The 25,208-nt window shown below is 35.9% G+C and carries 22 protein-coding genes and 1 riboswitch; of the genes, 12 read left to right on the top strand and 10 right to left on the bottom strand.

Annotation, left to right across the window (positions count from 1 at the left end):
• Positions 1-838: 838 nt before the first annotated feature.
• The 3 genes from I5M32_RS13770 (at position 839) to yiaK (ending at position 3,036) form a co-directional block, all read left to right on the top strand.
• A complete protein-coding gene (locus I5M32_RS13770; RefSeq protein WP_200587351.1) occupies positions 839-1,126 on the top strand; it encodes a GIY-YIG nuclease family protein in 288 nt (95 codons plus the stop codon).
• A gap of 87 nt (positions 1,127-1,213) precedes the next feature.
• Positions 1,214-2,005: a 5'-nucleotidase, lipoprotein e(P4) family gene (locus I5M32_RS13765; protein WP_200587350.1), complete on the top strand. Its 792-nt coding sequence runs from the start codon at positions 1,214-1,216 to the stop codon at positions 2,003-2,005.
• Between the two features lie 44 nt (positions 2,006-2,049).
• Positions 2,050-3,036, top strand: coding sequence for a 3-dehydro-L-gulonate 2-dehydrogenase (gene yiaK, locus I5M32_RS13760; protein WP_200587349.1), 987 nt, complete (start codon positions 2,050-2,052; stop codon positions 3,034-3,036).
• Here yiaK and I5M32_RS13755 read toward each other — a convergent pair.
• Both I5M32_RS13755 and I5M32_RS13750 read right to left on the bottom strand, forming a co-directional pair.
• Positions 3,026-3,541 (bottom strand): hypothetical protein, encoded by a 516-nt coding sequence (locus I5M32_RS13755; protein WP_200587348.1) that lies wholly within the window; start codon positions 3,539-3,541, stop codon positions 3,026-3,028. The two genes, yiaK and I5M32_RS13755, sit on opposite strands and share 11 nt — an antisense overlap.
• 264 nt (positions 3,542-3,805) lie before the next feature.
• The gene (locus I5M32_RS13750; RefSeq protein WP_200587347.1) at positions 3,806-4,279 is read right to left on the bottom strand and encodes a ribonuclease H-like YkuK family protein; all 474 of its coding nucleotides are present in this window, start codon (positions 4,277-4,279) and stop codon (positions 3,806-3,808) included.
• Positions 4,280-4,673: 394 nt separating this feature from the next.
• Between I5M32_RS13750 and I5M32_RS13745 the strand changes: the two genes are divergently transcribed.
• The 5 genes from I5M32_RS13745 (at position 4,674) to I5M32_RS13725 (ending at position 11,079) form a co-directional block, all read left to right on the top strand.
• Entirely contained in the window at positions 4,674-6,302 is a 1,629-nt protein-coding gene (locus tag I5M32_RS13745; RefSeq protein ID WP_200587359.1) for an acyl-CoA carboxylase subunit beta, read from the top strand.
• Between the two features lie 93 nt (positions 6,303-6,395).
• Entirely contained in the window at positions 6,396-7,001 is a 606-nt protein-coding gene (locus tag I5M32_RS13740; protein WP_234461960.1) for a VTT domain-containing protein, read from the top strand.
• Between the two features lie 453 nt (positions 7,002-7,454).
• Positions 7,455-8,423, top strand: coding sequence for a ribonucleoside-diphosphate reductase small subunit (locus I5M32_RS13735; protein WP_200587346.1), 969 nt, complete (start codon positions 7,455-7,457; stop codon positions 8,421-8,423).
• Between the two features lie 57 nt (positions 8,424-8,480).
• A complete protein-coding gene (locus tag I5M32_RS13730; RefSeq protein ID WP_200587344.1) occupies positions 8,481-10,850 on the top strand; it encodes a ribonucleoside-diphosphate reductase subunit alpha in 2,370 nt (789 codons plus the stop codon).
• 13 nt (positions 10,851-10,863) lie between these two features.
• Positions 10,864-11,079, top strand: a complete 216-nt coding sequence (locus I5M32_RS13725) for a cysteine-rich CWC family protein (protein WP_200587342.1) — start codon at positions 10,864-10,866, stop codon at positions 11,077-11,079.
• Between the two features lie 256 nt (positions 11,080-11,335).
• Here I5M32_RS13725 and I5M32_RS13720 read toward each other — a convergent pair whose 3' ends face one another.
• The 6 genes from I5M32_RS13720 to I5M32_RS13695 form a co-directional block, all read right to left on the bottom strand.
• Entirely contained in the window at positions 11,336-12,529 is a 1,194-nt protein-coding gene (locus tag I5M32_RS13720; protein ID WP_200587340.1) for a homoserine dehydrogenase, read from the bottom strand.
• A gap of 359 nt (positions 12,530-12,888) precedes the next feature.
• Positions 12,889-14,193: an O-acetylhomoserine aminocarboxypropyltransferase/cysteine synthase family protein gene (locus I5M32_RS13715; RefSeq protein ID WP_200587338.1), complete on the bottom strand. Its 1,305-nt coding sequence runs from the start codon at positions 14,191-14,193 to the stop codon at positions 12,889-12,891.
• 226 nt (positions 14,194-14,419) lie between these two features.
• Positions 14,420-14,522, bottom strand: a riboswitch (SAM riboswitch).
• A gap of 387 nt (positions 14,523-14,909) precedes the next feature.
• Positions 14,910-16,352, bottom strand: coding sequence for an LruC domain-containing protein (locus I5M32_RS13710; protein ID WP_200587336.1), 1,443 nt, complete (start codon positions 16,350-16,352; stop codon positions 14,910-14,912).
• 13 nt (positions 16,353-16,365) lie between these two features.
• Entirely contained in the window at positions 16,366-16,776 is a 411-nt protein-coding gene (locus tag I5M32_RS13705) for a hypothetical protein (RefSeq protein ID WP_200587334.1), read from the bottom strand.
• Between the two features lie 172 nt (positions 16,777-16,948).
• Complete coding sequence (locus I5M32_RS13700) at positions 16,949-17,338, bottom strand: DUF1398 domain-containing protein (RefSeq protein WP_200587332.1); 390 nt, start codon at positions 17,336-17,338, stop codon at positions 16,949-16,951.
• 67 nt (positions 17,339-17,405) lie between these two features.
• Positions 17,406-18,518 carry a trans-sulfuration enzyme family protein gene (locus tag I5M32_RS13695; RefSeq protein WP_200587330.1) on the bottom strand — a complete coding sequence of 371 codons (1,113 nt, stop codon included), beginning with the start codon at positions 18,516-18,518 and terminating at the stop codon, positions 17,406-17,408.
• A 107-nt stretch (positions 18,519-18,625) separates the two neighbouring features.
• Here I5M32_RS13695 and mqnE point away from each other — a divergent pair, with 107 nt between their 5' ends.
• Genes mqnE through I5M32_RS13680 form a run of 3 tightly spaced genes read left to right on the top strand, consistent with a single transcriptional unit; the run spans position 18,626 to position 21,187 of the window.
• The gene (gene mqnE / locus I5M32_RS13690; RefSeq protein WP_200587328.1) at positions 18,626-19,819 is read left to right on the top strand and encodes an aminofutalosine synthase MqnE; all 1,194 of its coding nucleotides are present in this window, start codon (positions 18,626-18,628) and stop codon (positions 19,817-19,819) included.
• A gap of 4 nt (positions 19,820-19,823) precedes the next feature.
• Positions 19,824-20,450 (top strand): histidine phosphatase family protein, encoded by a 627-nt coding sequence (locus I5M32_RS13685; RefSeq protein WP_200587326.1) that lies wholly within the window; start codon positions 19,824-19,826, stop codon positions 20,448-20,450.
• Complete coding sequence (locus I5M32_RS13680) at positions 20,447-21,187, top strand: menaquinone biosynthetic enzyme MqnA/MqnD family protein (protein WP_200587324.1); 741 nt, start codon at positions 20,447-20,449, stop codon at positions 21,185-21,187. Before I5M32_RS13685 ends, I5M32_RS13680 begins: the two co-directional genes overlap by 4 nt.
• Before the next feature lie 9 nt (positions 21,188-21,196).
• On the opposite strand, the gene I5M32_RS13675 is transcribed toward I5M32_RS13680, so the two are convergent.
• Entirely contained in the window at positions 21,197-22,279 is a 1,083-nt protein-coding gene (locus I5M32_RS13675; protein ID WP_200587322.1) for a sugar transferase, read from the bottom strand.
• A gap of 3 nt (positions 22,280-22,282) precedes the next feature.
• Positions 22,283-22,675 (bottom strand): response regulator, encoded by a 393-nt coding sequence (locus I5M32_RS13670; RefSeq protein ID WP_200587320.1) that lies wholly within the window; start codon positions 22,673-22,675, stop codon positions 22,283-22,285.
• Positions 22,676-23,252: 577 nt separating this feature from the next.
• Here I5M32_RS13670 and dnaK point away from each other — a divergent pair.
• Positions 23,253-25,160, top strand: a complete 1,908-nt coding sequence (gene dnaK / locus I5M32_RS13665; RefSeq protein ID WP_200587318.1) for a molecular chaperone DnaK — start codon at positions 23,253-23,255, stop codon at positions 25,158-25,160.
• Positions 25,161-25,208: the final 48 nt, after the last annotated feature.

Below are 25,208 nucleotides of genomic sequence, written 5' to 3'. Positions count from 1 at the left end.
ATGCTGAATTTATTTCAGCAACTTATCAGAACGATTACTAAAGCAGAGCTACCTGTCAAAAGGCTCTGCTAATAAGATTCCGAAATAAATTCGGAATGACATCCCGAGTTTTGGAGTTTGTCATGCTGAATTCATTTCAGCATCGCATCAGAACGATTACTAAAGCAAAGCTACCTGTCAAAAGGCTCTGCTAATAAGATTCCGAAATAAATTCGGAATGACATCCCGAGTTTTTAGATTTAGTCATGCTGAATTCATTTCAGCATCTTATCAAATCGAGTCTGCTCATTTTGGGTAAAACTCAAATAATGTGATTCCGAAATAAATTCGGAATGACATCCCGAGTTTTGGAGTTTGTCATGCTGAATTTATTTCAGCAACTTATCAGAACGATTACTAAAGCAGAGCTACCTGTCAAAAGGCTCTGCTAATAAGATTCCGAAATAAATTCGGAATGACATCCCGAGTTTTGGAGTTTGTCATGCTGAATTCATTTCAGCATCGCATCAGAACGATTACTAAAGCAAAGCTACCTGTCAAAAGGCTATGCTAATAAGATTCCGAAATAAATTCGGAATGACCTAAATGAGCTTAAACTTGTCATGCTGAATTTATTTCAGCAACTTATCAAATCGAGTCTGCTCATTTTGGGTAAAACTCAAATAATGTGATTCCGAAATAAATTCGGAATGACATCTCGAGTTTTTAGATTTAGTCATGCTGAATTCATTTCAGCAACTTATCAAATCGAGTCTGCTCATTTTGTGTAAAACTCAAATAACGTGATTCCGAAATAAATTCGGAATGACAATCCCATATAAAAACTTATATTTATTTCATGAAGAATGGTGGTTATACTTATATAGTAACTAATAAATATAAAAACGTTTTTTACATCGGAGTAACATCTAATTTAGTTGGGAGAATTTATGAACACAAAAATGGAATAGGATCAAAATTTACTACAAAATATAGATGTACAGATTTAGTTTATTATGAATGGTTCGAGAATATTTCTCATGCAATTGAAAGAGAGAAACAATTAAAGAACTGGCATCGCGATTGGAAAATCAATTTAATCAAACAAGAAAATCCTTTAATGGTTGACTTATACGATACCTTGTAATTTCAATAAAATTTAAGAATGCTGTTGGCTAGCTGACGGATTCAGTAACGCATCACAACGATTACTCCATTTAAAAACAACAACAAAATGAAGAAGACTGTTTTATCAATTACATTAATTATTTTATCAACCTTTGCTTTCTCCCAAACCAAACCAGATATTTCCCAAATCGATGATCCTAAATCTCTTCCTGTACTTTTTCAACAAAGTGCGGCAGAATATAGAGCCTTATGCTATCAGGCTTTTAATCTGGCTGAATTGAGAATTAGTTGTATTAATAAGCGAGACATTAAAAGGAATCATCTCGCCATTATTACCGATTTGGATGAGACCATATTAGATAATAGCTACTCAGAGGCTAATTTAATTATGGAAGGAAAAACTTATACTTCTGCTGCTTGGAAAAAATGGACAAATCTTTCCGCTGCTACAGCAGTTCCCGGAGCGATTGATTTTTTAAAATATGTTCATGATAAAGGAATTGAAATTTATTATATCAGTAATCGCAAAACAGATGAATTAGCTTCAACCTTAAAAAATCTTCAAAAATTAGGTTTACCAAATGCTGATGAAGCACATACACTTTTATATTCAACAGAGTCGCCAAAAGAAGTACGCCGACAATTGGTAATGAAAGACCACAAAGTGGTAATGTTGTTGGGTGATAATCTGAATGATTTTGCTGAAGTTTTTGAAAAGAAAACTATCAATCAACGTTTTCAATCAACGGATGATTTTAGAAAGGAATGGGGCAATAAATTTATTGTTTTGCCTAATCCGGTTTATGGAGAATGGGAAAATGCGCTTTATAACTATGATTTTAAATTAAGTCCTGAAGAGAAAAAAGCGACTAGACTACAGCTTTTAAAAGGATATTGAAATCAAACTTGATAATTGGGAATTGCAGACCTATATTTACCATCATGCGCAAAACCTATCAAGAATTACATTTAGCTTTTGAAAAAGTATTATTGAAACACAAATTTACACCTCAAAAAGCAAATGATATTGCCACCATATTTTCTAATAACAGTTGCGACGGGGTATATTCCCATGGCCTAAACCGCTTTCCCGTTTTTATAGACTATCTTAAAAAAGGATTTATCGATAAAGATGCCGAACCCACCTTAACCAATAGTTTTGGAGTGATCGAGCAATGGAATGGCAATTTAGGCCCTGGTGTTTTAAACGCACAATTTGCAATGAACCGAGCTATTGGTTTGGCAAAAGAAAATGGAATGGCCTGCATAGCGCTAAAAAACACCAACCATTGGATGCGGGGCGGAACTTACGGTTGGCAAGCTGCCGAAGCAGGTTGTATAGGGATAAATTTTACAAATACAATTGCCATTATGCCACCTTGGGGCGCAAAAGAACCAGCTTTGGGTAATAACCCATTGATCATTGCCGTACCAAGAAAAGAAGGGCATATCGTTTTGGATATGGCCATGTCGCAATTTTCTTACGGTAAACTGCAAGAACAAGAACTTAAAGATCAACAATTGTCTTATTATGGCGGTTATGACCAAAACGGGGAGCTGAGTAAAGATCCAAAAGCAATCCGAGAAACCCAAAGAACCCTTCCCGCTGGTATGTGGAAAGGATCTGGCTTGGCATTAATGTTAGATATCTTAGCTAGTATATTAAGTGGCGGAAACACCACTGCAGCTATCTCTAAAACCCAAAAGGAAATGGCTATTTCCCAAGTTTTTATTTGTTTTGATGCTGAAAAATTTGATGGTAAGGATGCGATAATAGAAGAAATTCTAAAGTTTACCAAATCGGCAAAGCCGATTGATAAAGCCAATGTTCGCTACCCAGGAGAAGAAACTTTGAGGGTTAGAAACGAAAATTTAGAGAAAGGCATTCCCGTTGACGAAAAAATGTGGGAGAAGCTGATTAGTCTTTGATACTGTAAAGTATTTTCTGAAAATCGATTTTGTATTGACTTCTATCGTCCATAGTGCCAAAACAGATTACTTTATAAAAAGCTTTGCTGGTCTCTGCAATTCCTATGAAATAATAGTAATTTATTAAAGTTTCCTCATCATTATAAGTGAGGTCGCTTTCAGAGAAAATGGTTTCTCCAATTACTTGTACCTTTGGAGCAGTTACTTTTCTTTCATTTTTATCCGTTAAAAAATTTTGGATAAACTGATGATAATAATTATTTATGCCTCCTAAAGTACTATCAGATACATTAACATTCTTATCTTCTTTCACAATATAACCTGCCAAACCCCTGATCATATTTCGATATTGAATGGAAGCAAGGTTGTTTAGGCCTCCTGTTTTACTCATATAATAAGGTAAACTTACCGTAAAACCATCTTGCTTATAAGTATCCATTTGCGTTTGGGCTTTGGTGGTCTCATAAAAAGTAAGCACTAATAGGAGAAGTAAATATTTTTTCATGATTTTTTTATAGATGATTTATTATTGAATAGATAAAATTAAACTTATATCAATACCCAAACAAGTCTGCGGCTTTTTTGCATGGTGTATCAAAAAAATATCAAAATATTTTTTGATTGATTGATAAAACCCAAGCCTAATGCTCTCGTAGTTAAAAAAGCAGACCATTAAGAAACAAAAGAACGTGAAGCATTTAATCCGTTTTTCTTCATTTAACTCCATCAACTCTGTGAATAATTTTTGTATATGCTATGGTTAAAAAAACTATTGAACCATTTTATTGGCGCAATAAGAACTAGCAAAAGCTTCTGGCTTGGCCTTAAAAACAAAACCCATGCTTAAAATATAACCCATAGCCTCATGCAAGGCCGCATTAGATTTAAAACTTGGGTTGGTATTAATATCTGCGTGAACCTCAAGGTCAACATCATATAAATCTAACAGGTTGCAAAGCGAATAAGCACATTCAATAGATTTTTGCACTTCAGAAAGCATTCTTTCTTTGATGGTCATTTTTTGCGTACTGCGCTCTTGGTGGATGTACATAAAGCCTCCTTTCTGCTCCCTTAAAAACACGATCACTGTCGCAAAATCTGTTATTTTGCCTTTTACCTGAGAATCCGTACCAATACAAACTTTTAGCCTATTGCCCATTTGGTATTCTCTCTCAATGGTTTGCTCTACTTCTTGTATAATTGGCGAATTAAGAATTTCACCACTAAATTTTTTCCACGTCATAATTTTAGGGTTAAACTATCACGACCAATTTTTGAGGTCTATAAAAATAAGCGATTGAAACCCATATAATTATAAATTTACGATTATTTAATTGTTAACATATCACTTGTTATCAACAAGTTAGGTTTGTGTAGTGCAAAATTTATCAGGTAATGTTAAATGTTTTTTAGGGCGTTTTAATACTCTGCGAGCTAGTGGATGTATTTTTTTGCTATCTCCTTTACGCATAAGGGCAAAAATGCCTGCCCGAAAACAGACGGGGATGCCGTTCCTATCGTTAACCGCACAAAAATCTAGGTCCTTAACGATAGTTTTTTTTAAACAATTATTCCTAAAGCCTCACAAAAAGAAAATAAAATCGTTATCATTGAAATTAGCCAAAGCATTAACCATAATGGATATAGAATTTAACAAGAACGAAGACGTAAATAAGCAACTTGCTTATCAACTGAAACATAAACTTAAATCCGTTTACTTGGGTGGTGGAGATAAATCTGCTGCCAAGCAAAAAGCAAAGGGCAAAATGTTGGCAAGGGAACGTGTGAAATTTTTATTGGATAATGATAAACCTTTTTTAGAAATAGGGGCTTTTGCAGCCGAAGGGATGTACCAAGAAGTGGGCGGTTGCCCGTCTGCAGGCGTAATTGCTGGCATTGGTTATATCAGCGGTAAACAATGCGTGGTAGTGGCCAATGATGCAACCGTAAAAGCAGGCGCTTGGTTCCCTATGACGGCCAAAAAGAATTTAAGGGCGCAAGAAATCGCCATGGAAAATAGATTGCCGATTATATATTTGGTTGATTCTGCTGGCGTTTTTTTACCGATGCAGGATGAAATATTTCCTGATAAAGAACATTTTGGGCGTATTTTTAGAAACAATGCCATCATGAGCAGCGAAGGAATTATACAGATTGCAGCTATCATGGGTTCTTGTGTTGCGGGTGGCGCATACCTCCCGATAATGAGTGATGAAGCCATGATCGTGGATGGTACCGGTTCTGTATTTTTGGCCGGCTCTTATTTGGTAAAATCAGCCATCGGCGAAAGCGTTGATAATGAGACTTTAGGGGGCGCAACTACACATTGCGAAATTTCTGGAGTAACAGATTATAAACATGAAAACGACGAGAAATGTTTAGAATCTATAAAAAGCATCATCGGTAAAATAGGTGCGCCAGAAAATGCGGGTTTTAACAGAATGAAATCGGTTTTACCCAAAAGAAAACTAGAGGATGTTTATGGTATTTTACCCGATACAAGGGAAAAACCTTACGATATGCATGAACTTTTAGATTGCCTGATTGATGAAGCAAGTTTAGACGAATATAAAGCTGCGTACGGCCAAAGCATTGTTTGTGGCTTGGCAAGGATAGATGGTTGGGCAGTTGGGATTGTGGCAAACCAACGCAAGGTGGTAAAGTCTAAAAAAGGAGAAATGCAGTTTGGTGGAGTGATCTATTCAGATTCTGCCGATAAAGCTACTCGTTTTATCATGAATTGCAATCAAAAGAAAATCCCTTTGGTTTTTTTGCAAGATGTAACCGGTTTTATGGTAGGCTCTAGATCAGAGCATGGCGGTATTATTAAAGACGGCGCAAAAATGGTAAATGCGGTCGCCAATTCTGTAGTACCAAAATTTACCATTGTGATCGGCAACTCTTACGGTGCCGGTAACTACGCCATGTGCGGTAAAGCTTATGATCCAAGATTGATTTTTGCCTGGCCAAGCGCAAAAATAGCCGTGATGAGCGGTGCTTCTGCCGGTAAAACTTTATGGCAGATACAATCGGCAAGTATGAAAAAAGCAGGGCAAGAAATTACCAAAGATGAAGAAGAGAAACAATTAAAAACCATAACCGATAAGTATGATGAACAAACCACCCCTTATTATGCCGCCGCAAGATTATGGGTTGATGGCGTGATAGACCCTCTTGAAACCAGAAAAGTTATTTCTATTGGAATTGAGGCCGCTAACCAATTACCTATCAAAAAGAGGTTTAATGTAGGGATAATACAAACCTGAGTTTTTTAATTCACAATCTTAAAACATATTTAGATAGCTTTTAAGTATATAAAACAACTATCTTTGATGTTTATCTAAAAAATAATTTTGGGAATGAACATCATCAATATGAAAAGAGTAACGGCCCTAAACCGTTATTATAAAATCACAAAATTTTATGGTTTTCTAAAGAAAACCGCCATTAATGGCGGGCTTACCATAATCGTTTTTTTAGCGGCTTTTGTTTTTCTGGATTATTTTTTTTTAGATACCCATGCCATATTAAACGCTTTAGTAACCAATTATACGCCAACATTCATATTATCAATATTTTTTGTTTCAGAAACTGTTTTAGGCCTAATACCTCCAGAAATATTTATCGCTTGGAGCGCTAAAACCGCAAATCCATGGTTTTTTCTTTCACTTTTAGGTTTATTATCCTATTTAGGTGGTATTTGTGCTTATGGTTTAGGCGGTTTAACTTTTAAGATACCTTCTGTTAGAAATTACATAGAAAATAAAATAGCTATCCATATTATCAACCTGAGAAAATGGGGTGGTTTTTTTGTATTGATAGGCGCTTTGCTCCCGGTTCCGCATTCTATCGTTAGTTTTGCCTGTGGGTTGATAAAGTATAAATTTACCCATTATGCAGTATGGGCAGCTTTTAGGTTTTTACGATTTTTGATTTATGGTTTCGCGATTTTTACCATGCTATAAGCATCACATTTCCCCCTTCAATTTATTCACATCAAAACGTTTACTTGTAGGCAAATCTTAGCCGATTTGTTAAGAAAAATCTGGTAATGTTTAAAACTTTGACTGTGTATTTTCTACATCATACCCTACATTTACGTTCGTTCTTTTTTACAACATCCATCTAAAAACTTTCTTTATAAAGTTTAAAAAAAAATCATGTTAAGTAAATGATTTAAAGATGGTTGCAATTTAAAGCTTCTCTTATAAAAGAATTAAAAATTAACGATGGGTACTTTAAGCTTTCGTTAAAAGAGAGAAACAACCAAGTATAGATCAATTTGGGAATTAGAGAAAACCAAAGGCGTAAAAAAAACTGATTAAGGTTTATGATCAAAGATAATATCAATGATATTTTAACGCTGATTAGACATTATTTTCATTGAAATTCATTTACAAAACAATAAAAACATCAATATGCAAGAGGAAGAATTACTGCTTAAAGAAAACAAAGATCGCTTTGTGATTTTACCCATTAATTATCCCGCAATTTGGGAAATGTACAAACGCCACGAGGCCAGCTTTTGGACCGCAGAAGAAATAGATCTATCTTCTGACCAGAAAGATTGGGAGAACATGGCAGATGGAGAGAGGCATTTCATCAGTCATATCTTAGCTTTTTTTGCTGCAAGCGATGGTATAGTTAATGAGAACCTAGCGGTTAATTTCATGAGCGAAGTACAGATCCCAGAAGCAAGGTGTTTTTATGGTTTCCAAATCATGATGGAAAATATCCATTCAGAAACTTATGCGCTTTTAATTGATACCTACATCAAAAACCCTAAAGAAAAAGATAAACTTTTACACGCAATAGATACCGTTCCCTGCGTTCAGCGTAAAGCAAAATGGGCTTTAAGATGGATCGAGAACGGAAGCTTTGCAGAACGTTTGGTAGCTTTTGCCGCAGTAGAAGGGATTTTCTTTAGCGGTAGTTTTTGTTCCATCTTTTGGTTAAAGAAAAGAGGGCTAATGCCCGGTTTAACCTTTAGTAACGAGTTGATTTCTAGAGATGAAGGTTTACATTGCGAATTTGCTTGCTTGCTTTATGGGATGTTGCAGAATAAATTGAGTAAAGAGCAAGTTTATGATATTATCAAAGAAGCGGTAGTTATAGAAAAGGAATTTGTAACCGATGCCTTGCCAGTTGATCTGATTGGGATGAACGCCAGGTTAATGCAACAATATATAGAATACGTTGCCGATAGATGGGTTACAGAACTAGGCTATCCACCAATCTACAACGCAACAAACCCTTTTGATTTTATGGAAATGATTTCCCTTCAAGGTAAAACTAATTTCTTTGAGAAAAGGGTAGGGGATTATCAAAAAAGCGGCGTAATTGGCGATAAAGAAAGTCAAGCATTTTCTTTAGACGAGGACTTTTAGCTTTTGGGTATTAATTTGATGGTTAAATAATTAGAGATATGATTAAAATTTAAAAATATGTTTGTAATAAAAAGAGACGGCAGAACAGAATCTGTAAAATTCGATAAAATCACATCGAGGATAGAGAAATTAAGTTACAGCTTAAACCAAGACTTTGTTGATCCCGCAGAAGTTGCCAAAAAAGTTATTGATGGTTTATACGATGGAGTAACCACTTCAGAATTAGATAATTTAGCTGCAGAAACTGCCGCTTCGTTAACTACTCGTCATCCAGATTATGCTTTGTTGGCCTCTAGGATTGCAGTCTCTAACTTACATAAAAACACCCAGAAATCTTTTTCTGAAACCATGAAAAAGCTGCACACCTACCGCGATGAAAAATCGGGTAAATTCGCAGCGCTCATTGCAGATGATGTGATGAAAATCATAGAAGATAACGCCGATTTATTAGATAGCACCATTATTTACGATCGCGATTTCAGTTTCGATTATTTCGGTTTCAAAACCTTAGAGCGTTCTTATCTTCTAAAAATCAATGGTAAAATAGCCGAACGCCCGCAACACTTGTTTATGCGTGTGGCAGTCGGTATCCATAAAAACGATTTAGAAAGCGCCATTAAAACTTATGATCTAATGAGCGAGCGTTGGTTTATCCATGCTACGCCTACATTATTCAATGCCGCTACCACTAAGCCTCAAATGTCTAGCTGTTTCTTGCTAACCATGAAAGATGATAGCATTGAGGGGATTTACAGTACATTAACCCAAACCGCTAAGATCTCTCAAAGTGCGGGTGGTATTGGTTTAAGCATCCACAATGTAAGGGCAACAGGTTCTTATATTGGTGGTACAAATGGCACTAGCAATGGTATTGTACCTATGCTAAGGGTTTTTAACGATACCGCAAGATACGTAGATCAAGGCGGAGGTAAACGTAAGGGTGCTTTTGCCATTTATTTAGAACCTTGGCATGCAGATATTTTCGACTTTCTAGATTTGAAGAAAAACCATGGTAAAGAAGAAATTAGGGCCCGTGATTTGTTTTATGCACTATGGATCTCAGATTTATTTATGAAGCGAGTAGAAGAAGACGGTTCTTGGAGCCTTTTCTGCCCTCATGAAGCACCAGGCTTGGCCGATTGCCACGGAAAAGAATTTGAAGAACTGTATGAACGTTATGAGAGAGAAGGAAAAGCCCGTAAAACCATTAAGGCCCAAGAATTATGGTTTGCCATTTTAGATGCCCAAATAGAAACCGGAACTCCTTATATTTTATACAAAGACGCAGCAAATGGAAAATCTAACCAGCAAAATTTAGGAACCATAAAAAGCTCTAACCTTTGTACAGAAATTTTAGAATATACCTCTCCAGACGAGGTTGCGGTATGTAATTTAGCTTCATTATCCTTGCCTAGATACATCATCAACGGCGAGTTTGACCATAATAAATTGTATGAAGTTACCTACCAAGCAACCATAAATTTAAACCGCATTATAGATCATAACTATTACCCGGTTATAGAAGCACAAAACTCAAATTTACGCCATCGCCCAATTGGTTTAGGTGTACAGGGTTTGGCCGATGCTTTTATGATCTTGAAAATGCCTTTTGAAAGCGAAGAAGCCAAGCAACTCAATATAGAGATTTTTGAGACCATGTACTTTGCTGCAATGCAGGCCTCTGCAGATTTGGCCATAAAAGAAGGAGCTTATGAAAGCTTTAAAGGATCGCCGTTATCTCAAGGTAAATTCCAGTTTGATCTTTGGAACGTAAAACCAACCACCAAAAGATGGGATTGGGAAAAACTTAGGAAACAAGTAGTGAAAACAGGCGTTAGAAACTCTTTGCTGTTAGCTCCAATGCCAACAGCTTCTACTTCTCAAATATTAGGTAATAACGAATGTTTTGAGCCTTACACTTCAAATATTTACAGCCGTAGGGTTTTAAGTGGCGAGTTTGCAGTAGTAAACAAGCATCTATTAAAAGATTTAGTTGATCTTGGTTTATGGAACAATAAGATGAAAGAAGCCATCATCTTGGCAAACGGATCTGTTCAAAATATAGATGCCATCCCACAAAAACTGAAAGATCTATACAAAACAGTTTGGGAGATCAAGATGCGTACCATTATAGATATGGCCGCAGATAGGGGTGCTTATATTTGTCAATCGCAATCCTTAAACCTATTTGTGAGCCAACCATCTGCATCTAAATTAACTTCAATGCACTTTTACGCATGGAAAAAAGGCTTAAAAACGGGTATGTATTATTTACGTACACAAGCAGCGGCACAGGCTGTTAAATTTAGCGTTCAAAGCCAAGCGGTTAAAGAAATTGATCCAGTAGTACAAACTGTTGAAGCCGAAGCCGATATGAACGGGCAAAGCTGCAGTATGGAAGACGGGTGTCTTTCTTGCGGATCATAGAAGATAAATTGCCATGGAATATACCAAACATGAGTGTATCCCATGTGGGCGCTGTGGCAAAAAGATAGAGTGTAAGGCTAATAACTTTACACAATGCCAATGTTCGCAGATCCAGCTTAACTTAAACGAATTACAATACATTGCCGAAGAAGGTTATGAAGATTGTATTTGTTTGGCTTGTTTGCATGAGTTGAGGCAAGAATACCAAACCTCAATTGAGGGCAAATAAAAAAATCGGTCTGTTGAAAATGCAGACCGATTTTTTTATGAGTAATCAATTAATATTAATCAGCTAATAAAGAGTGGTTTATAAGAGCAGTAACACTATCGATAGAGATTTGGTAACAATGCTTAACGCTGATGATTTTATTTTCTGCTCTTTTGCTTTTGGTAAAAAACGTTCCAAAAACCGTATTAAAGGCTATTAAACCAAAAAGCCGATAATTTCTTATCGGCCTTTGAACAAAAATTAATCAAAAAAATCTTTAAGCTCTATAATTGCCGGTATCGGCTATAAAAGCGCCATCATTTAAAATCAAATCTTTTGCCTTTGCAATATCATCTAGTTTAATATTACCAATCACATAGTGGTAATCTTTTGAAGAAAATGTTTCTATGATATCCAAAAAGGGAAGTTTATCAACCAAACCTTCTTGGTTAAAGCGTAAATAAACCTGTAAGATCTCTTCATTGTTAAAAGCTACCTTCGTTTCTATCTTAGCTTTTTTATACTCATATCGATACCCATACCGTAAAGCAGAAACATCAGAAAAAACAGCCGCACCAGTAGCATGCCCGCCCGCACCTTTGCCAAAAAAGAATTGTTGATCTGCAAATGCAGCCTGTACGCTAACCCCATTGTATTCGTTCTCTACATTAAACAAAAAATCTTCTTTCTTAACCAATTTTGGCAATACATAAATACTTACTTCTTTGTTGTTCTGTTTTTTGGCAACAGGCACCAATTTTATCTTTTGACCTTTTTCCCTAGCATATTGCAAATCGCTCAACTGCAAATTTTGGATCCCGATATTCATGATTTTTTTAGGATCTACAAACAAACCGTAGGCATGTGCAGCGGCTATTGCAACTTTATATTTGGCATCATAACCACCAACATCTAAAGTTGGATCGGTTTCTGCAAAACCTAAATCTTGCGCTTCCTTTAAAGCATTGGCATAAGACTGGTTTTCGTTAAAAACTTTAGATAAGATAAAGTTAGACGAGCCATTAAAAATTCCCGAAACTGCAAAAAGTAACTCGTTATCATAATATTCTTCTAAGTTTCTTATGATAGGGATGCTGCCACAAACCGCACCTTCATATAATAACGAAGTACCATGTTCTTTTTGGAAAGCCACCAACTCATCCAAATGCTCGGCAATCATTTTTTTATTGGCAGAAACTACGTTTTTGCCGTTTTGCAAAGCGTAAGAAACAATCTCAAAAGCGGCTTCGGCATCATTTATCAACTCAATAATGGTATTGATCTCTGGGTTTTTTAAAATCTCCCATTTATCGGTTGTAAAGAGGTTTTCTGGTAAAGTCCTTTTTTTTGTGGGGTCTTTTATCGCAATTTTCTTAAATTCTAAATTCAAGTTTCTGCTTAAAGAAATATCGTACAAACCTTGCCCTACAACTCCAAACCCAAATAAACCTATATTTAATTTTTTACTCATTTTATATTCTTTTTATTTATACCTCTTACAATTAACGAAGGGGATTTTTTGTGCGTTTTAACAAGCTTGCCCGTACAGGTGGGCTTTCTACTATATCTTTTTATTTGCCTTCCTTCAACTCCGTTCAGGATGACAAAAAAAGCCTGCCCGAAAAACAGGCGGGGATGCCGTCCCAATCGTTAACGCCTTTTAGAACTCGATCAAACCTAAACTTTGTTGTTTAGATATTTGCTACAGATTTTTACTGACATTAAACTGCTTTTTCAAATTCTTACCACCCAACTCTGCGAACTCTATGTTCTACTTGGTTGAAATTATCTGCCGCAGATTCAAACTAAATTTTATTCTTTAAACGCTATCTATCCAATAGCCTCAAAAGCCTGTTCAAAATCTGCCTTTATATCATCAATATGCTCAATACCAACAGAAACTCTCAAAAGGGTAGGGTTTACTCCCGATTTTATTTGATCTGCATCGCTCAATTGCTGATGAGTAGTTGCAGATGGCTGTATGATCAAAGTTTTTGCGTCTCCTAAATTTGCAACATGGCTGGTCAGTTTTAAGCTATCCACAAATTTTTTGGTCTGTTCTTTATCTCCTTTTAATTCAAAAGATAACATCCCACCAAAACCTCTTTTTAGATATTTTTTGGCTAATTCATGATACGGTGAAGATGCCAAACCAGGATAATTGATAGATTTTACTTTTGGATGTGCGGCTAACCATTTAGCTAATTCTAAAGCATTTTCTACATGGCGCTGCACCCTTAAAGAAAGCGTTTCTAAGCCTTGTATCAATAAAAACGAATTAAATGGAGAAATAGCGGGGCCAAAATCCCTTAAACCTTCTACTCTTGCTCTTATGATAAATTGGATATTCCCAAAAGGGCCGTTAACGCCAAAAACATCAGAAAAAACCATACCGTGGTAACCTTCAGAAGGTTCAGAAAATTGAGGGAATTTCCCGTTTCCCCAATCATAATTTCCCCCATCTACTATTACACCGCCAATGCTGGTTCCGTGTCCGCCAATCCACTTTGTGGCAGATTCTACAACGATGTTGGCACCATGCTCTAATGGCCTAAATAAATATCCGCCAGCACCAAAAGTATTATCCACAATAAGCGGTAAATCATGTTTTTTTGCTACCGCCGATATCTTCTCGAAATCTGGGACGTTGAAAGCGGGGTTACCGATGGTTTCTAAATAAATCGCTTTGGTATTTTCATCAATTAGAGCATCAAAACTTTCAGGCTCTTCTGTTTCTACAAACCTGGCCTCAATACCCAATCTTTTAAACTGAACTTTAAATTGGTTAAAAGTACCACCGTAAAGAAACCTACTGGTTACCAAATTATCCCCAGCCTCTAATATATTGGTTAAAGCTATAAATTGTGCGGCCTGGCCAGATGCTACCGCTAAAGCTGCAACGCCACCTTCTAATGCTGCGATCCTTTTTTCAAAAACATCAGATGTGGGGTTCATGATCCTGGTGTAAATGTTCCCGAATTCTTTTAAAGCAAAAAGATTGGCACCATGATCAGAATTATTAAAAGTATATGAAGTTGTTTGGTATATAGGCACCGCTCTACTTCCGGTTACTGGATCTAATTCTTGTCCTGCGTGTAACTGTAAGGTTTCAAATTTTAAGTTTTGTGTTGACATAACGTTAATTTTTTAATGATAAAATAATTGATCTTTGAACTATTGATTAAATGTACCTAAGGTTTAATTGTAATGATGCCTTAAATGGCTAAAACAATTGATTTTAAGATTAGCTAATGCAGTAACACATACACATAGCAAAACTAAATGATATGGTTACAAACTTTACCTCTTTTGAGGCAGCTAAAATTTTAGGATTTGAGTTGTTTGTTTTCATGTCTTAAAAAATTTATATCTCCCCGTGGGGCTAGGAATTGGCACCTTCTCTTTTATGCTAAGGGTTGCCAGTGGGTCTGTGAGCCTAATCTCTCGCCACTTCTTTATAAACCAAGACCTTTTTTGAAGAGGAATTGATTTTGGTATCTCAACCAAATTATATTGCGAATATAAGGTGTAAACATTGTGATTACCAAATTATATTTTATTTTAATTTTGGTAATTTTAAAAATAAATTTATAAATATTTGATAATCATTGTTTTGTATCGTTAAACGGATTGTTTTGATATTAATAATTTAAATTATAAACTTTATTAAAGAAGAGCATTAGGGATTAAAACAATATCTTTTTATATGTTTTCATGAGCGCAGACGAAGCATAAGAAAGATAAAAGATATATCCATTGCCTAGTGAACCATTAAAACTCTAAAAGCTATAGAATAAAAAAAGCCGAGAAAAAATTCTACGGCTTTTAAAAAATACCTTTAAAGAATAAAACTATCTTATATACAAATTACCATTGTTTCTGTAGCCAGGTTTGTTCAAATACCAATCATTAAATTGTTTACCATTGCTTAAAGCCCATTGTAAAAATTTGCTATAACCCGTTGTAATTTCTTTTTGCTCTTGCAAGTAAGGAATTTCGGTGTTTATATCAATTGCCCAAGGCAGGTTATCCCTTGTTTGATAATATTTTTTGGTTGATACATGAGTATCATCATCATAGGTCCCAAATATAGATTTGTCTGCCTTATCTGATGGAACAAATCCCGGAAGGTGTATCTCTACGCCCCTTTTCTGGTTTGCGATAAGATAAGGGTTAAAGTTTAAATCTGTATAATGAACCGCATGAGCGGCATCTGTTTTAAAAACTATATCAACAATAACCTTTTGTGGTATAATATAGGGTGAGTTAGGTTCTACATTGGTAACATTAGATCTGGCATTATCGCCGTTTGGCATTATAGCGTTCCCGTTATCAAAAATTAAGATATTGGCGTATTTTTGGCCGCTTTCTACGCCGTTAGGTGCTAAGGTTACAATATTGCCTGTAATTTTTGATCCAGTAACGCTTTCGATCTGATCACTCTTGATTTTATCAAATTGATACATTAAACCATTAGAATTACCTGCTCCCAATGCTTTTAGAGCTATTTCCATTTCCGCATCAACCAAAATATTTTTTGAGTTATACCTAAACCTGATCTTGTATTCTGCAACCAGATCATTCAAATCGTAATCGCCTTTTTTTGGCCATAAATCTTCAAACATTAGGGTTCCGTTGCCAATGTTTGCCGGGTAATAACATTCAAAGGCTAAAGTTGGATCTTTTGGATAGGCATCTTTATTATTTGGCACACCATCACCATCATCATCGCCATTTTGAGGATCGGGGGCAATAGGGTTGCAACTATTAGAAGGCGAAGACCAATAAGTGCCATCAATTATAATATCATCTAAAATGCCTCTGGTGGTTCCTCCCTCGCCAATAAAGAAAAACTTTAATTTATAAATACCGCTAAAATTGATTTTGATGTTTCCGTTATAGATGTTTTCTGCATTTGCACTTGTAAAATCATACCTAAAAATGGTATCGGTAGTATCATCTGGTGCTACTTTTATTAAAGCGAACTCTCTGTATTTTACGTCTGTCCACTTCTCTAATTTCATTTTCCATTTTATAGAGCCAGTACCGTCAAATTTCATCCAAGGAGATTTAACACCATCTGGGAAATATATCCCATCAGAAAGCGGCCCTGTTCTTGAAGAATATTTACCGCTTATTGCAGATATACTAGAATGGATGGTTCCCGGAAACTCCCAACATACGGCAGCATCGTTATTTCTGTTCCCACTTTCGCAATCTAACGTTACAGGTCTTTGTGCAAATATTGCCTGTGTGGCAAATGATAGAAAAACTAAAGTAAATATCTTTTTCATGTTTAAATAAATGTTAGTTATTACCTTGAGGGGCATCAGAAATGTAAGAAAAATCTATATTTTGATCAACAACCAGAACGGTTTTACTTATACTACCAAAGGTTACCTTAACTTGATCAACTATTTTTGGGATTTTGAATTCTTCAGAAATATTCTCTCCCATGCTGTAGTATCCCGTTAAGAAAACTTCTTTATCATCTAAACTTGTAACAGAAAGAATGTTTTTTTCTGCAGCTAACAACGGAATGCCTTTAACATTAAACTTAACTTTTTGGTAAGTTGTCCAATCAAATGAAGAGCTCACTTTTATTTTGTTTAATGATGTTGGGTCTTGGTCTTTTATTGCACTGTCATTTTTTTTACAACCAAACAAGCTAATGATAGCTAAAGACACCAGTAGGAAATTTCTTTTTAGTATTAACATCTTTCGAGATTAGATTTGTATGTTAATTACTTTACAACTATCGGGCTTCTTTTAAAATCGATGTTTAAATGTTATCAGATGAAGCTGTTGATTGTTTTGGTGGGATTATATTTCCCAAAAGAGGGGTTTTTTGGGGAAAAAAGGGAATGATGTTGGTGTTGTAAACTATGATCTAAGCAGGTATTTTTTCTAATAAAATTTCTTTCCCTGCTTTATCTAAATATATGCAAGTCATTGTTTTAAGTGAAACCAACCATTTTTCTATCCCGGTTTTTGCACAATGCTTACAAAAAGTAAAATAATCGGTTTCCCCTTTTTGATGAATCTTTAAATAATTGGTAAAAAGATTTTTATCGCTTTTATCTGCAATGGTTAGCTCAATGTATTTAGGATCGGAAGCCGTTTGGAAATCGGCATCTCCAAAATAGATGGTTTGGCTATCCTTAACCCAAGTTTCAAACCCGGTTACACCCAATTTTTTTATTTCTTGGATATATTTTGGAAAATCTGCACCAGATTTCACTTTATCATGAGCCTGCTCAATTTGTTCTACCGTAAACATTAAAAGTATTTTATCAGATAAAAATAGATATAAATTTATGACATTCTATCTTAACAGGAGGATATTTTTATAAAACGCTTTCCAAATCAGCCATTAAATCATCTATATGCTCTAAACCAACAGAAACCCGCAATAAGTTTTTTGGTGTCTTGGTATCTTGTCCTTCAACAGAATAGCGATGTTCTATCAAACTTTCTACTCCTCCCAAACTGGTGGCTTGGGTAAAAACTTTAAGGTTATTAACCACTTGTTTTGCTTTTTCTTCTCCATCTTTCAATAGAAAAGATAACATCCCTCCGTAAGAAAGCATTTGCTTTGTAGCCAACTCATGTTGTGGGTGAGATTTTAAACCGGGATAAAAAACAGCTTCTACAGCTTCATGGTTCTCTAAATACTCGGCTAAGGCTTGAGCATTTGCAACGTGGCCACGCATACGGTAAGGCAGTGTTTTTATCCCCCTGGTAATCATATAACAATCAAAAGGGGCGGGGATTGCACCTCCATAACCTTGTACTATTTTTATCTTTTCCCAAAAAGCGTCTTTTTCTTTGGTAATCAGAACGCCGCCAGAAACATCAGAATGTCCGTTCAAGAATTTTGTGGTAGAGTGCATCACAATATCTGCCCCTAAACTTAACGGTTGTTGGCAAATTGGAGAAGCAAAAGTATTATCGATAGCGAAGATCAATTGGTGTTCTTTGGCGATGTGGGCAAGAGCTTCAATATCACATAATTTCAATAACGGGTTTGAGGGAGTTTCTGCCCAGATCAATTTTGTTTCTCTTTTAATCGAATTATAGATGAGTTCAATATCGGTTAGATTAATAAAATCGAAAGTTAAAATCCCTTTAAACATCAATTTTAACTGATTTCTTAAACCATGGTACATATCGTCAGGGCCAATAATATGGCTCCCGGGCTCCAACGCTTGGAAAACCGACATTCCTGCCGCGTTTCCAGAAGAGAAAGCACAAGCATCGGCACCGTTTTCTAAAGCCGCAATTACATTCTCTAAAGATTTTCTGTTAGGATTATCTGCCCTAGAATACATAAAGCCTCCGGGATAATCGCCATTTTCGCCTCGCTCAAAAGTGGTAGAAAGTACAATGGGTTGTATAGCTGCTTTGGTACTTTGATCTTGTTTGTTTCCGGCATGGATGGCCTTGGTCTCAACTTTCATGATAATGATTTTCGATATTGTCTCAAACTTAATAAAAGCATTCTTGTTTTACATTCAAATCACGCAATAAAAAGGTAATTTTATTAATTTGCGCAAAATTCAAGAACATGAATTCAGAACATCAGTTAGTTACCATTCTTCAAGATAAAAACTTACCACAAAAACATCGGATAATCGCCCAAAAAGTAAAAGGAAACCAGCGTATTTCTTTTGATGAAGGCGTTTATCTTTTTGAGCATTGCGATTTGCCTTTCGTAGGCGTTCTCGCAAATTATATCCGCGAAAAGCGACATGGGAACAGCACCTACTTTAACAGGAATTTCCATATAGAACCCACTAATCTTTGTGTTTATGACTGTAAGTTTTGTTCTTATTCTGTGTTGATCAAAGAGCGCTCTGAAGGTTGGGAATATACTTTGGAAGATATGCTCAACATCGTAAAGAAATATGATGATGAACCGGTTACCGAAGCACATATTGTGGGTGGGGTATTGCCTCAATATGATATGGCCTTCTATCAAAAATTATTTTTAGAGATTAAAAAGCATCGCCCAGATTTACATATAAAAGCTTTAACACCAGTAGAATACCATTATATTTTTAAGAAGGCAAAAGTAGATTACGCAACTGGCATGAAATTGATGAAAGAAGCTGGTTTAGGATCTATGCCCGGTGGTGGAGCAGAAATTTTTCATCCAGAAATTAGGGAGCAGATAGCAAAAGATAAATGTAACGCAGATCAATGGTTGCAGATACACGAAGAATGGCATAAATTAGGGATGCGCTCTAATGCCACTATGCTTTATGGACATATCGAGCGGTTTTGGCACAGGGTTGATCACCTCGAAAGGTTAAGGGATCTACAAGATAAAACGGGTGGTTTCCAAACTTTTATCCCTTTAAAATTCAGAAATCAAGATAATCAGATGTCTAATGTGCCAGAATCTACCGTGGTAGAGGATTTGCGTAATTATGCCATTTCTAGGATCTACCTCGATAATTTTGATCATATAAAAGCTTATTGGGCCATGATCAGCCGAAACACGGCACAACTCTCCCTAAATTTTGGTGTTGATGATATTGACGGTACTTTAGACGATACCACAAAAATATATGCCATGGCTGGTGCAGAAGAACAACACCCGGCCATGAGTACCAAAGATTTGGTAAAATTGATAAAGGAAGTTGGTAGAAAGCCTGTAGAAAGGGATACGCTTTATCATGTTGTTACCGATTATGAGAACGTGGTTTTTGAGGACGAGATAAAACCAAAATATTACGCCTTACCTGTTTTAAATTGATTTAATGAGCGAAATACAAAAGAAACTTTATATAATTCGCCACGGCGAAACAGATTTGAATAAAAACGGGGTGGTGCAAGGAAGGGGGGTAAACTCTCCTCTAAACTTAACAGGTATAGCGCAAGGTAATGCGTTTTATGAAATGTATAAAAATGTTCCGTTTGATAAATTGTACACCTCTACTTTAGTACGCACAGAGCAAACAGTAGCTAAATTTATTGATGCTGGTTTGCCTTGGGAACGTTTGGCAGGTTTGGATGAGCTGGCTTGGGGAATACATGAAGGGCAAAATAGTACGCCAGAGTTACGTGATGATTTTAAAAAATTGATTGCACATTGGGCAGAGGGCAGCTATGACGAGAAATTTGAAGGAGGCGAAAGCCCTAACGAGGTTTTTACGAGACAAGCCAATGCCATGAAGGAAATTATGAGCCATAAAGATGAAAAAACGGTTTTGATTTGTATGCATGGCAGGGCAATGCGACTTTTACTGTGCCAATTGATGAAACAATCTTTAGACCACATGGATGAATATCCACATAAAAACACTTCTCTTTATATATTAGATTATGATGGTAAAGACTTTACGATCCAAACTTTTAATAATGTAGCGCACCTAAAAGATTTATGATTAAAATATCAGCCGTAAGCTACACCAATACCATTCCTTTTATATTTGGTTTACAACATCATCCCATAAAAAAAGATATCATTCTAAGTTTGGACGTACCTAGTTTATGCGCCCAAAAGTTGATAGAAGACAAGGTTGATATTGGTTTGATACCTGTTGCCGCTATTATAGATTTACCAGAGCACCATATTATTTCTGATTATTGTATCGGTGCAAATGGGCAGGTAAACTCTGTTTTTATTTTTAGTAATTGCCCTATAAAGGATGTTAAATACCTACAATTAGACCCTCAATCTAAATCTTCTAATAACTTGGCCTTGGTACTTTTAAAAAATTATTGGAAAGTACAGCCAGAATTGGTAGAAAAAGCAAAAGAATATGGTCGTTCGCCGCACCCAAATACAGCTTTTGTACAAATTGGCGATCGCACCTTTGGTAAAGTAGATCAACATTCTTTTGTATATGATCTAGCCGCAGAATGGAAAAATTTTACCGGTTTAGAATTTGTTTTTGCCGCTTGGGTAAGCAATAAAAAGTTAGATGATGCTTTTATCCATAAATTAAACCAAGCTTTGAAGTTAGGGTTAGATAGCCGTCTTGAGATTTTCGAGAACATGGATATGCGCAAAGATTTTGACCTGGTAGATTACTTAATGCATAAAATAGATTATCGCTTAACGGATAACAAAAAAGAGGCATTAAAATTATTTCATCGGTTGATGAGCGAATTGGATTGATCAAAAAGCTTAAACCTTTTCTTTTTGGATCAATGCGGGGAGGGTTTTTAGGATTATTTTGATATCCAACCAAAGAGAATAGTTTTTAGCATAGTAATTATCCAGAAGTTTTCTCTCTCTTTCAGACATGTCTTTTTTGCCGCGTTTACTAATTTGCCACAAACCGGTTAAACCAGCAGGGCCTAAAAACCGCATAGCCCATTCATTGGTTGTTAGCTGTTCTGCTTCATAAAGGGGCAGGGGCCTGTTGCCAACTAAAGACATATCGCCTTTTATAACGTTCAAAAGTTGGGGCAGTTCATCAATACTGCTATTTCTTAGAAAAGTGCCTAACTTGGTAACCCTTGGGTCGTTTTCAAATTTGAAAAAGGCAGCATTGCCGTATTGGTTTTGATCTGCTAAACTAGCAATTTCGGCATCTGCACCCATGCGCATTGATCTAAATTTATAAAAATCAAATATTTTGTAGCCTGTGCCAACCCTCTTACTGTTATAAAAAACAGGGCCGGGCGAATCTAACTTTACAAGAATAGCAACAACTACTAATAGTGGAAACAGGATGATGATCGATGCACAAGCAACGGTTAAATCTAATAATCTTTTACTCAGCGGCATTTGATAAGCTGCCTGTGGTACTTGTGATAGTTGGGAAACCTGAGACCTTAACGACTTATAAAAATTTAAGAACTTAACCCTTTCTTTTAGATCTTCAAAAGGGATGGGCGCAAAATAACAATCACTTACGCCAATTTCCATGGCTTTTCTTACATATAGTTTGTTAGGTTCTGTAAGTAGGAAAATAGTGGTAAAGGCTTTGGTAAAAAAATTGTTTTTTAAAGATAGAATGAAATCATGAGCTTCTTGGAACATAGAATTTTCTACCTCTATTATAATTACAGAGAAAACATCAGAAGTAGAAATGATATGGGTATAATGCTTTAGTTCAGAAATGCTATCTGCCCTTTTTAAAAAAAACTCAGAGTTATCAAAAACCTTATTAATATCCTCTTCAAATAAAGAAGAATAATGTAAAATATTAACGATGGAATTAGACGAAGGATTGTTCTCTACGTTAACATTAGAAAATTGCATCCGCTAATTTAATATTATTTTTATTTTATCTTTTAAAATTGAAGGATTAAATGGTTTAGACATTAACGCGTTGATCGGATAAGGGATTTTGGTTTTAATATTTTCCAAAGATTCTGAACCAGATAAAACTATCAGCGGGATATCCCTAAAATAACCGCTAACTTTTAATGATCTAACAAAATCGGCACCATCAAAATAAGGCATCTCCATATCAGAGATTATAAGATCTGGGATATTGCCATTATCTAACCAAGTAAGGGCATCAAACCCGTTGTTTTTTATAACCAGCTCGTAATCTTTTTTCAAAATGAATTCTAGCAATTTTAAAATTGCAATCTCGTCATCAACTAATAAAATCCTTTTCTTCACGGTATCAAATCTTTGCTCTAGTATCATAACCAAGTTTTACGTTCATCTATCAAATACATAAAAAATGCCTAAAATTTTTTTTGTTATAAATTCGATTTTCATTTACCCCCAATTGATCACTTATTAAATTTTAAGGAGTGTTTAGGTTAATGTTATGTTAATTTTATCTTAAAAGGATACCTAATAAATATTTTTAATTAACTGATAATCAGAATAATATTTTATTTTATTGTTTTTATATCCTACTTACGAAGAATTTCAATTAATAGATTAAATGAAATGTTTTTTTTAAGTTACCCGTTAGAAAAGCATTGGGTCAATGAATAACGATTGGGAAAAAAATTCCCGATATGTGTAATTTATCACTCGGTTTAAATAGTTAAACTTTAGGTTTAATTATTGAGTTTAAAGGTTTGGATGCTTTTGAACCAGAGCTAGAAAAATTAGTAATCTGCCAAGCTGTCATTAGCTTTTTAACTTTTCTTGAGCGTTTTTTAGGCTATTTATGCCATTAAAATAAGATTTACTGCCATTTGCTTATTGGCACATTGCTTGTTAAATACATTTAAAACAATAATAAGTAAACAACAAAAATTATATAAACATGTCAAAAATTATCGGAATCGACTTAGGAACTACCAACTCTTGTGTTGCCGTAATGGAGGGTAACGAGCCCGTTGTTATTGCTAATAGTGAAGGTAAACGTACTACGCCTTCAATTGTTGCATTTGTAGAGGGTGGGGAGCGTAAAGTTGGTGATCCTGCAAAACGCCAGGCAATCACTAATCCTACAAAGACCATTTATTCTATCAAGCGTTTTATGGGTAACAGTTTTAACGAGGTTACCAAAGAAGTAAGTAGAGTACCTTATAAAGTTATCAAAGGTGATAATAATACACCAAGAGTAGAAATTGATGACCGTAAATACACACCGCAAGAGATTTCTGCGATGATTCTTCAAAAGATGAAGAAAACCGCAGAAGATTTTGTTGGATCAGAGATCACGAGGGCGGTAATTACGGTTCCTGCTTATTTTAATGATGCGCAACGCCAGGCAACAAAAGAGGCGGGGGAAATTGCAGGTTTAAAAGTAGAAAGGATCATTAACGAGCCAACAGCCGCAGCACTTGCTTATGGTTTAGATAAAACCAACAAGGATATGAAAATTGTGGTTTTTGACTGTGGTGGCGGTACTCATGATGTTTCTATCCTAGAATTGGGTGATGGCGTTTTTGAGGTTAAATCTACCGATGGTGATACCCATTTAGGTGGTGATGATTTTGACCAAGTAATTATAGATTGGTTGGCTAATGAATTTAAGACCGAAAACGGAATGGATTTGGCAAAAGACCCAATGGCCTTGCAACGTTTAAAAGAAGCGGCAGAAAAAGCTAAAATTGAGTTATCAAGTTCAACTTCAACAGAGATAAACTTGCCTTATATTACTGCCGATGCTAGTGGCCCTAAGCATTTGGTACGTACTTTATCAAAAGCAAAATTTGAGTCTTTAGCAGCCGATCTAATCAAAAGAACTATTGAACCTTGTAAATCAGCATTGAAAAATGCCGGAATGAGCACTTCGGATATTGATGAAATCATTTTAGTTGGTGGTTCAACTCGTATCCCCGCAATACAAGAAGCGGTTGAGAAATTCTTCGGGAAAGCACCTTCTAAAGGTGTAAACCCAGATGAGGTTGTTGCCATTGGCGCAGCTATACAGGGTGGTGTGTTAACAGGTGAGGTTAAAGACGTTTTATTGTTAGATGTTACCCCTCTTTCTTTAGGTATTGAAACCATGGGCGGTGTAATGACTAAATTAATTGAGTCTAACACAACCATCCCAACTAAAAAATCCGAGACTTTTTCTACCGCATCTGATAGTCAGCCGTCTGTAGAAATCCATATCTTGCAAGGGGAGCGCCCTATGGCCAAAGATAACCGTACAATTGGCCGTTTCCATTTAGATGGGATACCACCTGCGCCACGCGGTGTACCACAGATAGAAGTAACTTTTGATATTGATGCCAACGGTATTTTGCATGTTGGCGCAAAAGATAAAGCAACCGGTAAAGAGCAAAAAATCAGAATTGAGGCTTCATCTGGTTTATCTGATGAAGAAATCAAAAAAATGAAAGAAGAGGCCGAGAAAAATGCCGAATCTGATAAAGCTGCAAAAGAAGAAGCAGATAAAATAAATGCAGCAGACGCTTTGATTTTTTCTACAGAAAAGCAATTGAAAGAATTTGGAGATAAAATCCCGGCTGATAAAAAAGGAGCAATTGAAGAAGGTTTAAAAACTTTGAAAGATGCTTATGCAGCTAAAAACTTTGCTGATATTGATGCAGCTTCAGAAAAATTGAACGCTGCTTGGGCAGCGGCTTCAGAAGATATGTATAAAGCTGGAGGAGAACAGGGTGCGCCACAAGGTGATGCCAGTGAACAACAAGCTGGAAACCCTGATGAAGTTACGGATGTTGACTTTGAAGAAGTAAAAGATGATGAGGCTAAGTAATCTCTAAATCTGAATAAACAAAAGCCGGCCCTAATTTTTAGAGCCGGC

Origin of the sequence: Pedobacter segetis (assembly GCF_016623585.1) — a bacterium.
Lineage (GTDB): Bacteria > Bacteroidota > Bacteroidia > Sphingobacteriales > Sphingobacteriaceae > Pseudopedobacter > Pseudopedobacter segetis.
The sequence above is the reverse complement of the archived record's forward strand: the minus strand, read 5'-3'. Positions and strand labels throughout refer to the sequence as shown.

Coding starts and splice junctions, on each gene's coding strand:
- I5M32_RS13770 (WP_200587351.1), top strand. CDS start 839: ATGAAGAATGGTGGTTATACTTATATAGTAACTAATAAATATAAAAAC.
- I5M32_RS13765 (WP_200587350.1), top strand. CDS start 1,214: ATGAAGAAGACTGTTTTATCAATTACATTAATTATTTTATCAACCTTT.
- yiaK (WP_200587349.1), top strand. CDS start 2,050: ATGCGCAAAACCTATCAAGAATTACATTTAGCTTTTGAAAAAGTATTA.
- I5M32_RS13755 (WP_200587348.1), bottom strand. CDS start 3,541: ATGAAAAAATATTTACTTCTCCTATTAGTGCTTACTTTTTATGAGACC.
- I5M32_RS13750 (WP_200587347.1), bottom strand. CDS start 4,279: ATGACGTGGAAAAAATTTAGTGGTGAAATTCTTAATTCGCCAATTATA.
- I5M32_RS13745 (WP_200587359.1), top strand. CDS start 4,674: ATGGATATAGAATTTAACAAGAACGAAGACGTAAATAAGCAACTTGCT.
- I5M32_RS13740 (WP_234461960.1), top strand. CDS start 6,396: ATGAACATCATCAATATGAAAAGAGTAACGGCCCTAAACCGTTATTAT.
- I5M32_RS13735 (WP_200587346.1), top strand. CDS start 7,455: ATGCAAGAGGAAGAATTACTGCTTAAAGAAAACAAAGATCGCTTTGTG.
- I5M32_RS13730 (WP_200587344.1), top strand. CDS start 8,481: ATGTTTGTAATAAAAAGAGACGGCAGAACAGAATCTGTAAAATTCGAT.
- I5M32_RS13725 (WP_200587342.1), top strand. CDS start 10,864: ATGGAATATACCAAACATGAGTGTATCCCATGTGGGCGCTGTGGCAAA.
- I5M32_RS13720 (WP_200587340.1), bottom strand. CDS start 12,529: ATGAGTAAAAAATTAAATATAGGTTTATTTGGGTTTGGAGTTGTAGGG.
- I5M32_RS13715 (WP_200587338.1), bottom strand. CDS start 14,193: ATGTCAACACAAAACTTAAAATTTGAAACCTTACAGTTACACGCAGGA.
- I5M32_RS13710 (WP_200587336.1), bottom strand. CDS start 16,352: ATGAAAAAGATATTTACTTTAGTTTTTCTATCATTTGCCACACAGGCA.
- I5M32_RS13705 (WP_200587334.1), bottom strand. CDS start 16,776: ATGTTAATACTAAAAAGAAATTTCCTACTGGTGTCTTTAGCTATCATT.
- I5M32_RS13700 (WP_200587332.1), bottom strand. CDS start 17,338: ATGTTTACGGTAGAACAAATTGAGCAGGCTCATGATAAAGTGAAATCT.
- I5M32_RS13695 (WP_200587330.1), bottom strand. CDS start 18,518: ATGAAAGTTGAGACCAAGGCCATCCATGCCGGAAACAAACAAGATCAA.
- mqnE (WP_200587328.1), top strand. CDS start 18,626: ATGAATTCAGAACATCAGTTAGTTACCATTCTTCAAGATAAAAACTTA.
- I5M32_RS13685 (WP_200587326.1), top strand. CDS start 19,824: ATGAGCGAAATACAAAAGAAACTTTATATAATTCGCCACGGCGAAACA.
- I5M32_RS13680 (WP_200587324.1), top strand. CDS start 20,447: ATGATTAAAATATCAGCCGTAAGCTACACCAATACCATTCCTTTTATA.
- I5M32_RS13675 (WP_200587322.1), bottom strand. CDS start 22,279: ATGCAATTTTCTAATGTTAACGTAGAGAACAATCCTTCGTCTAATTCC.
- I5M32_RS13670 (WP_200587320.1), bottom strand. CDS start 22,675: ATGATACTAGAGCAAAGATTTGATACCGTGAAGAAAAGGATTTTATTA.
- dnaK (WP_200587318.1), top strand. CDS start 23,253: ATGTCAAAAATTATCGGAATCGACTTAGGAACTACCAACTCTTGTGTT.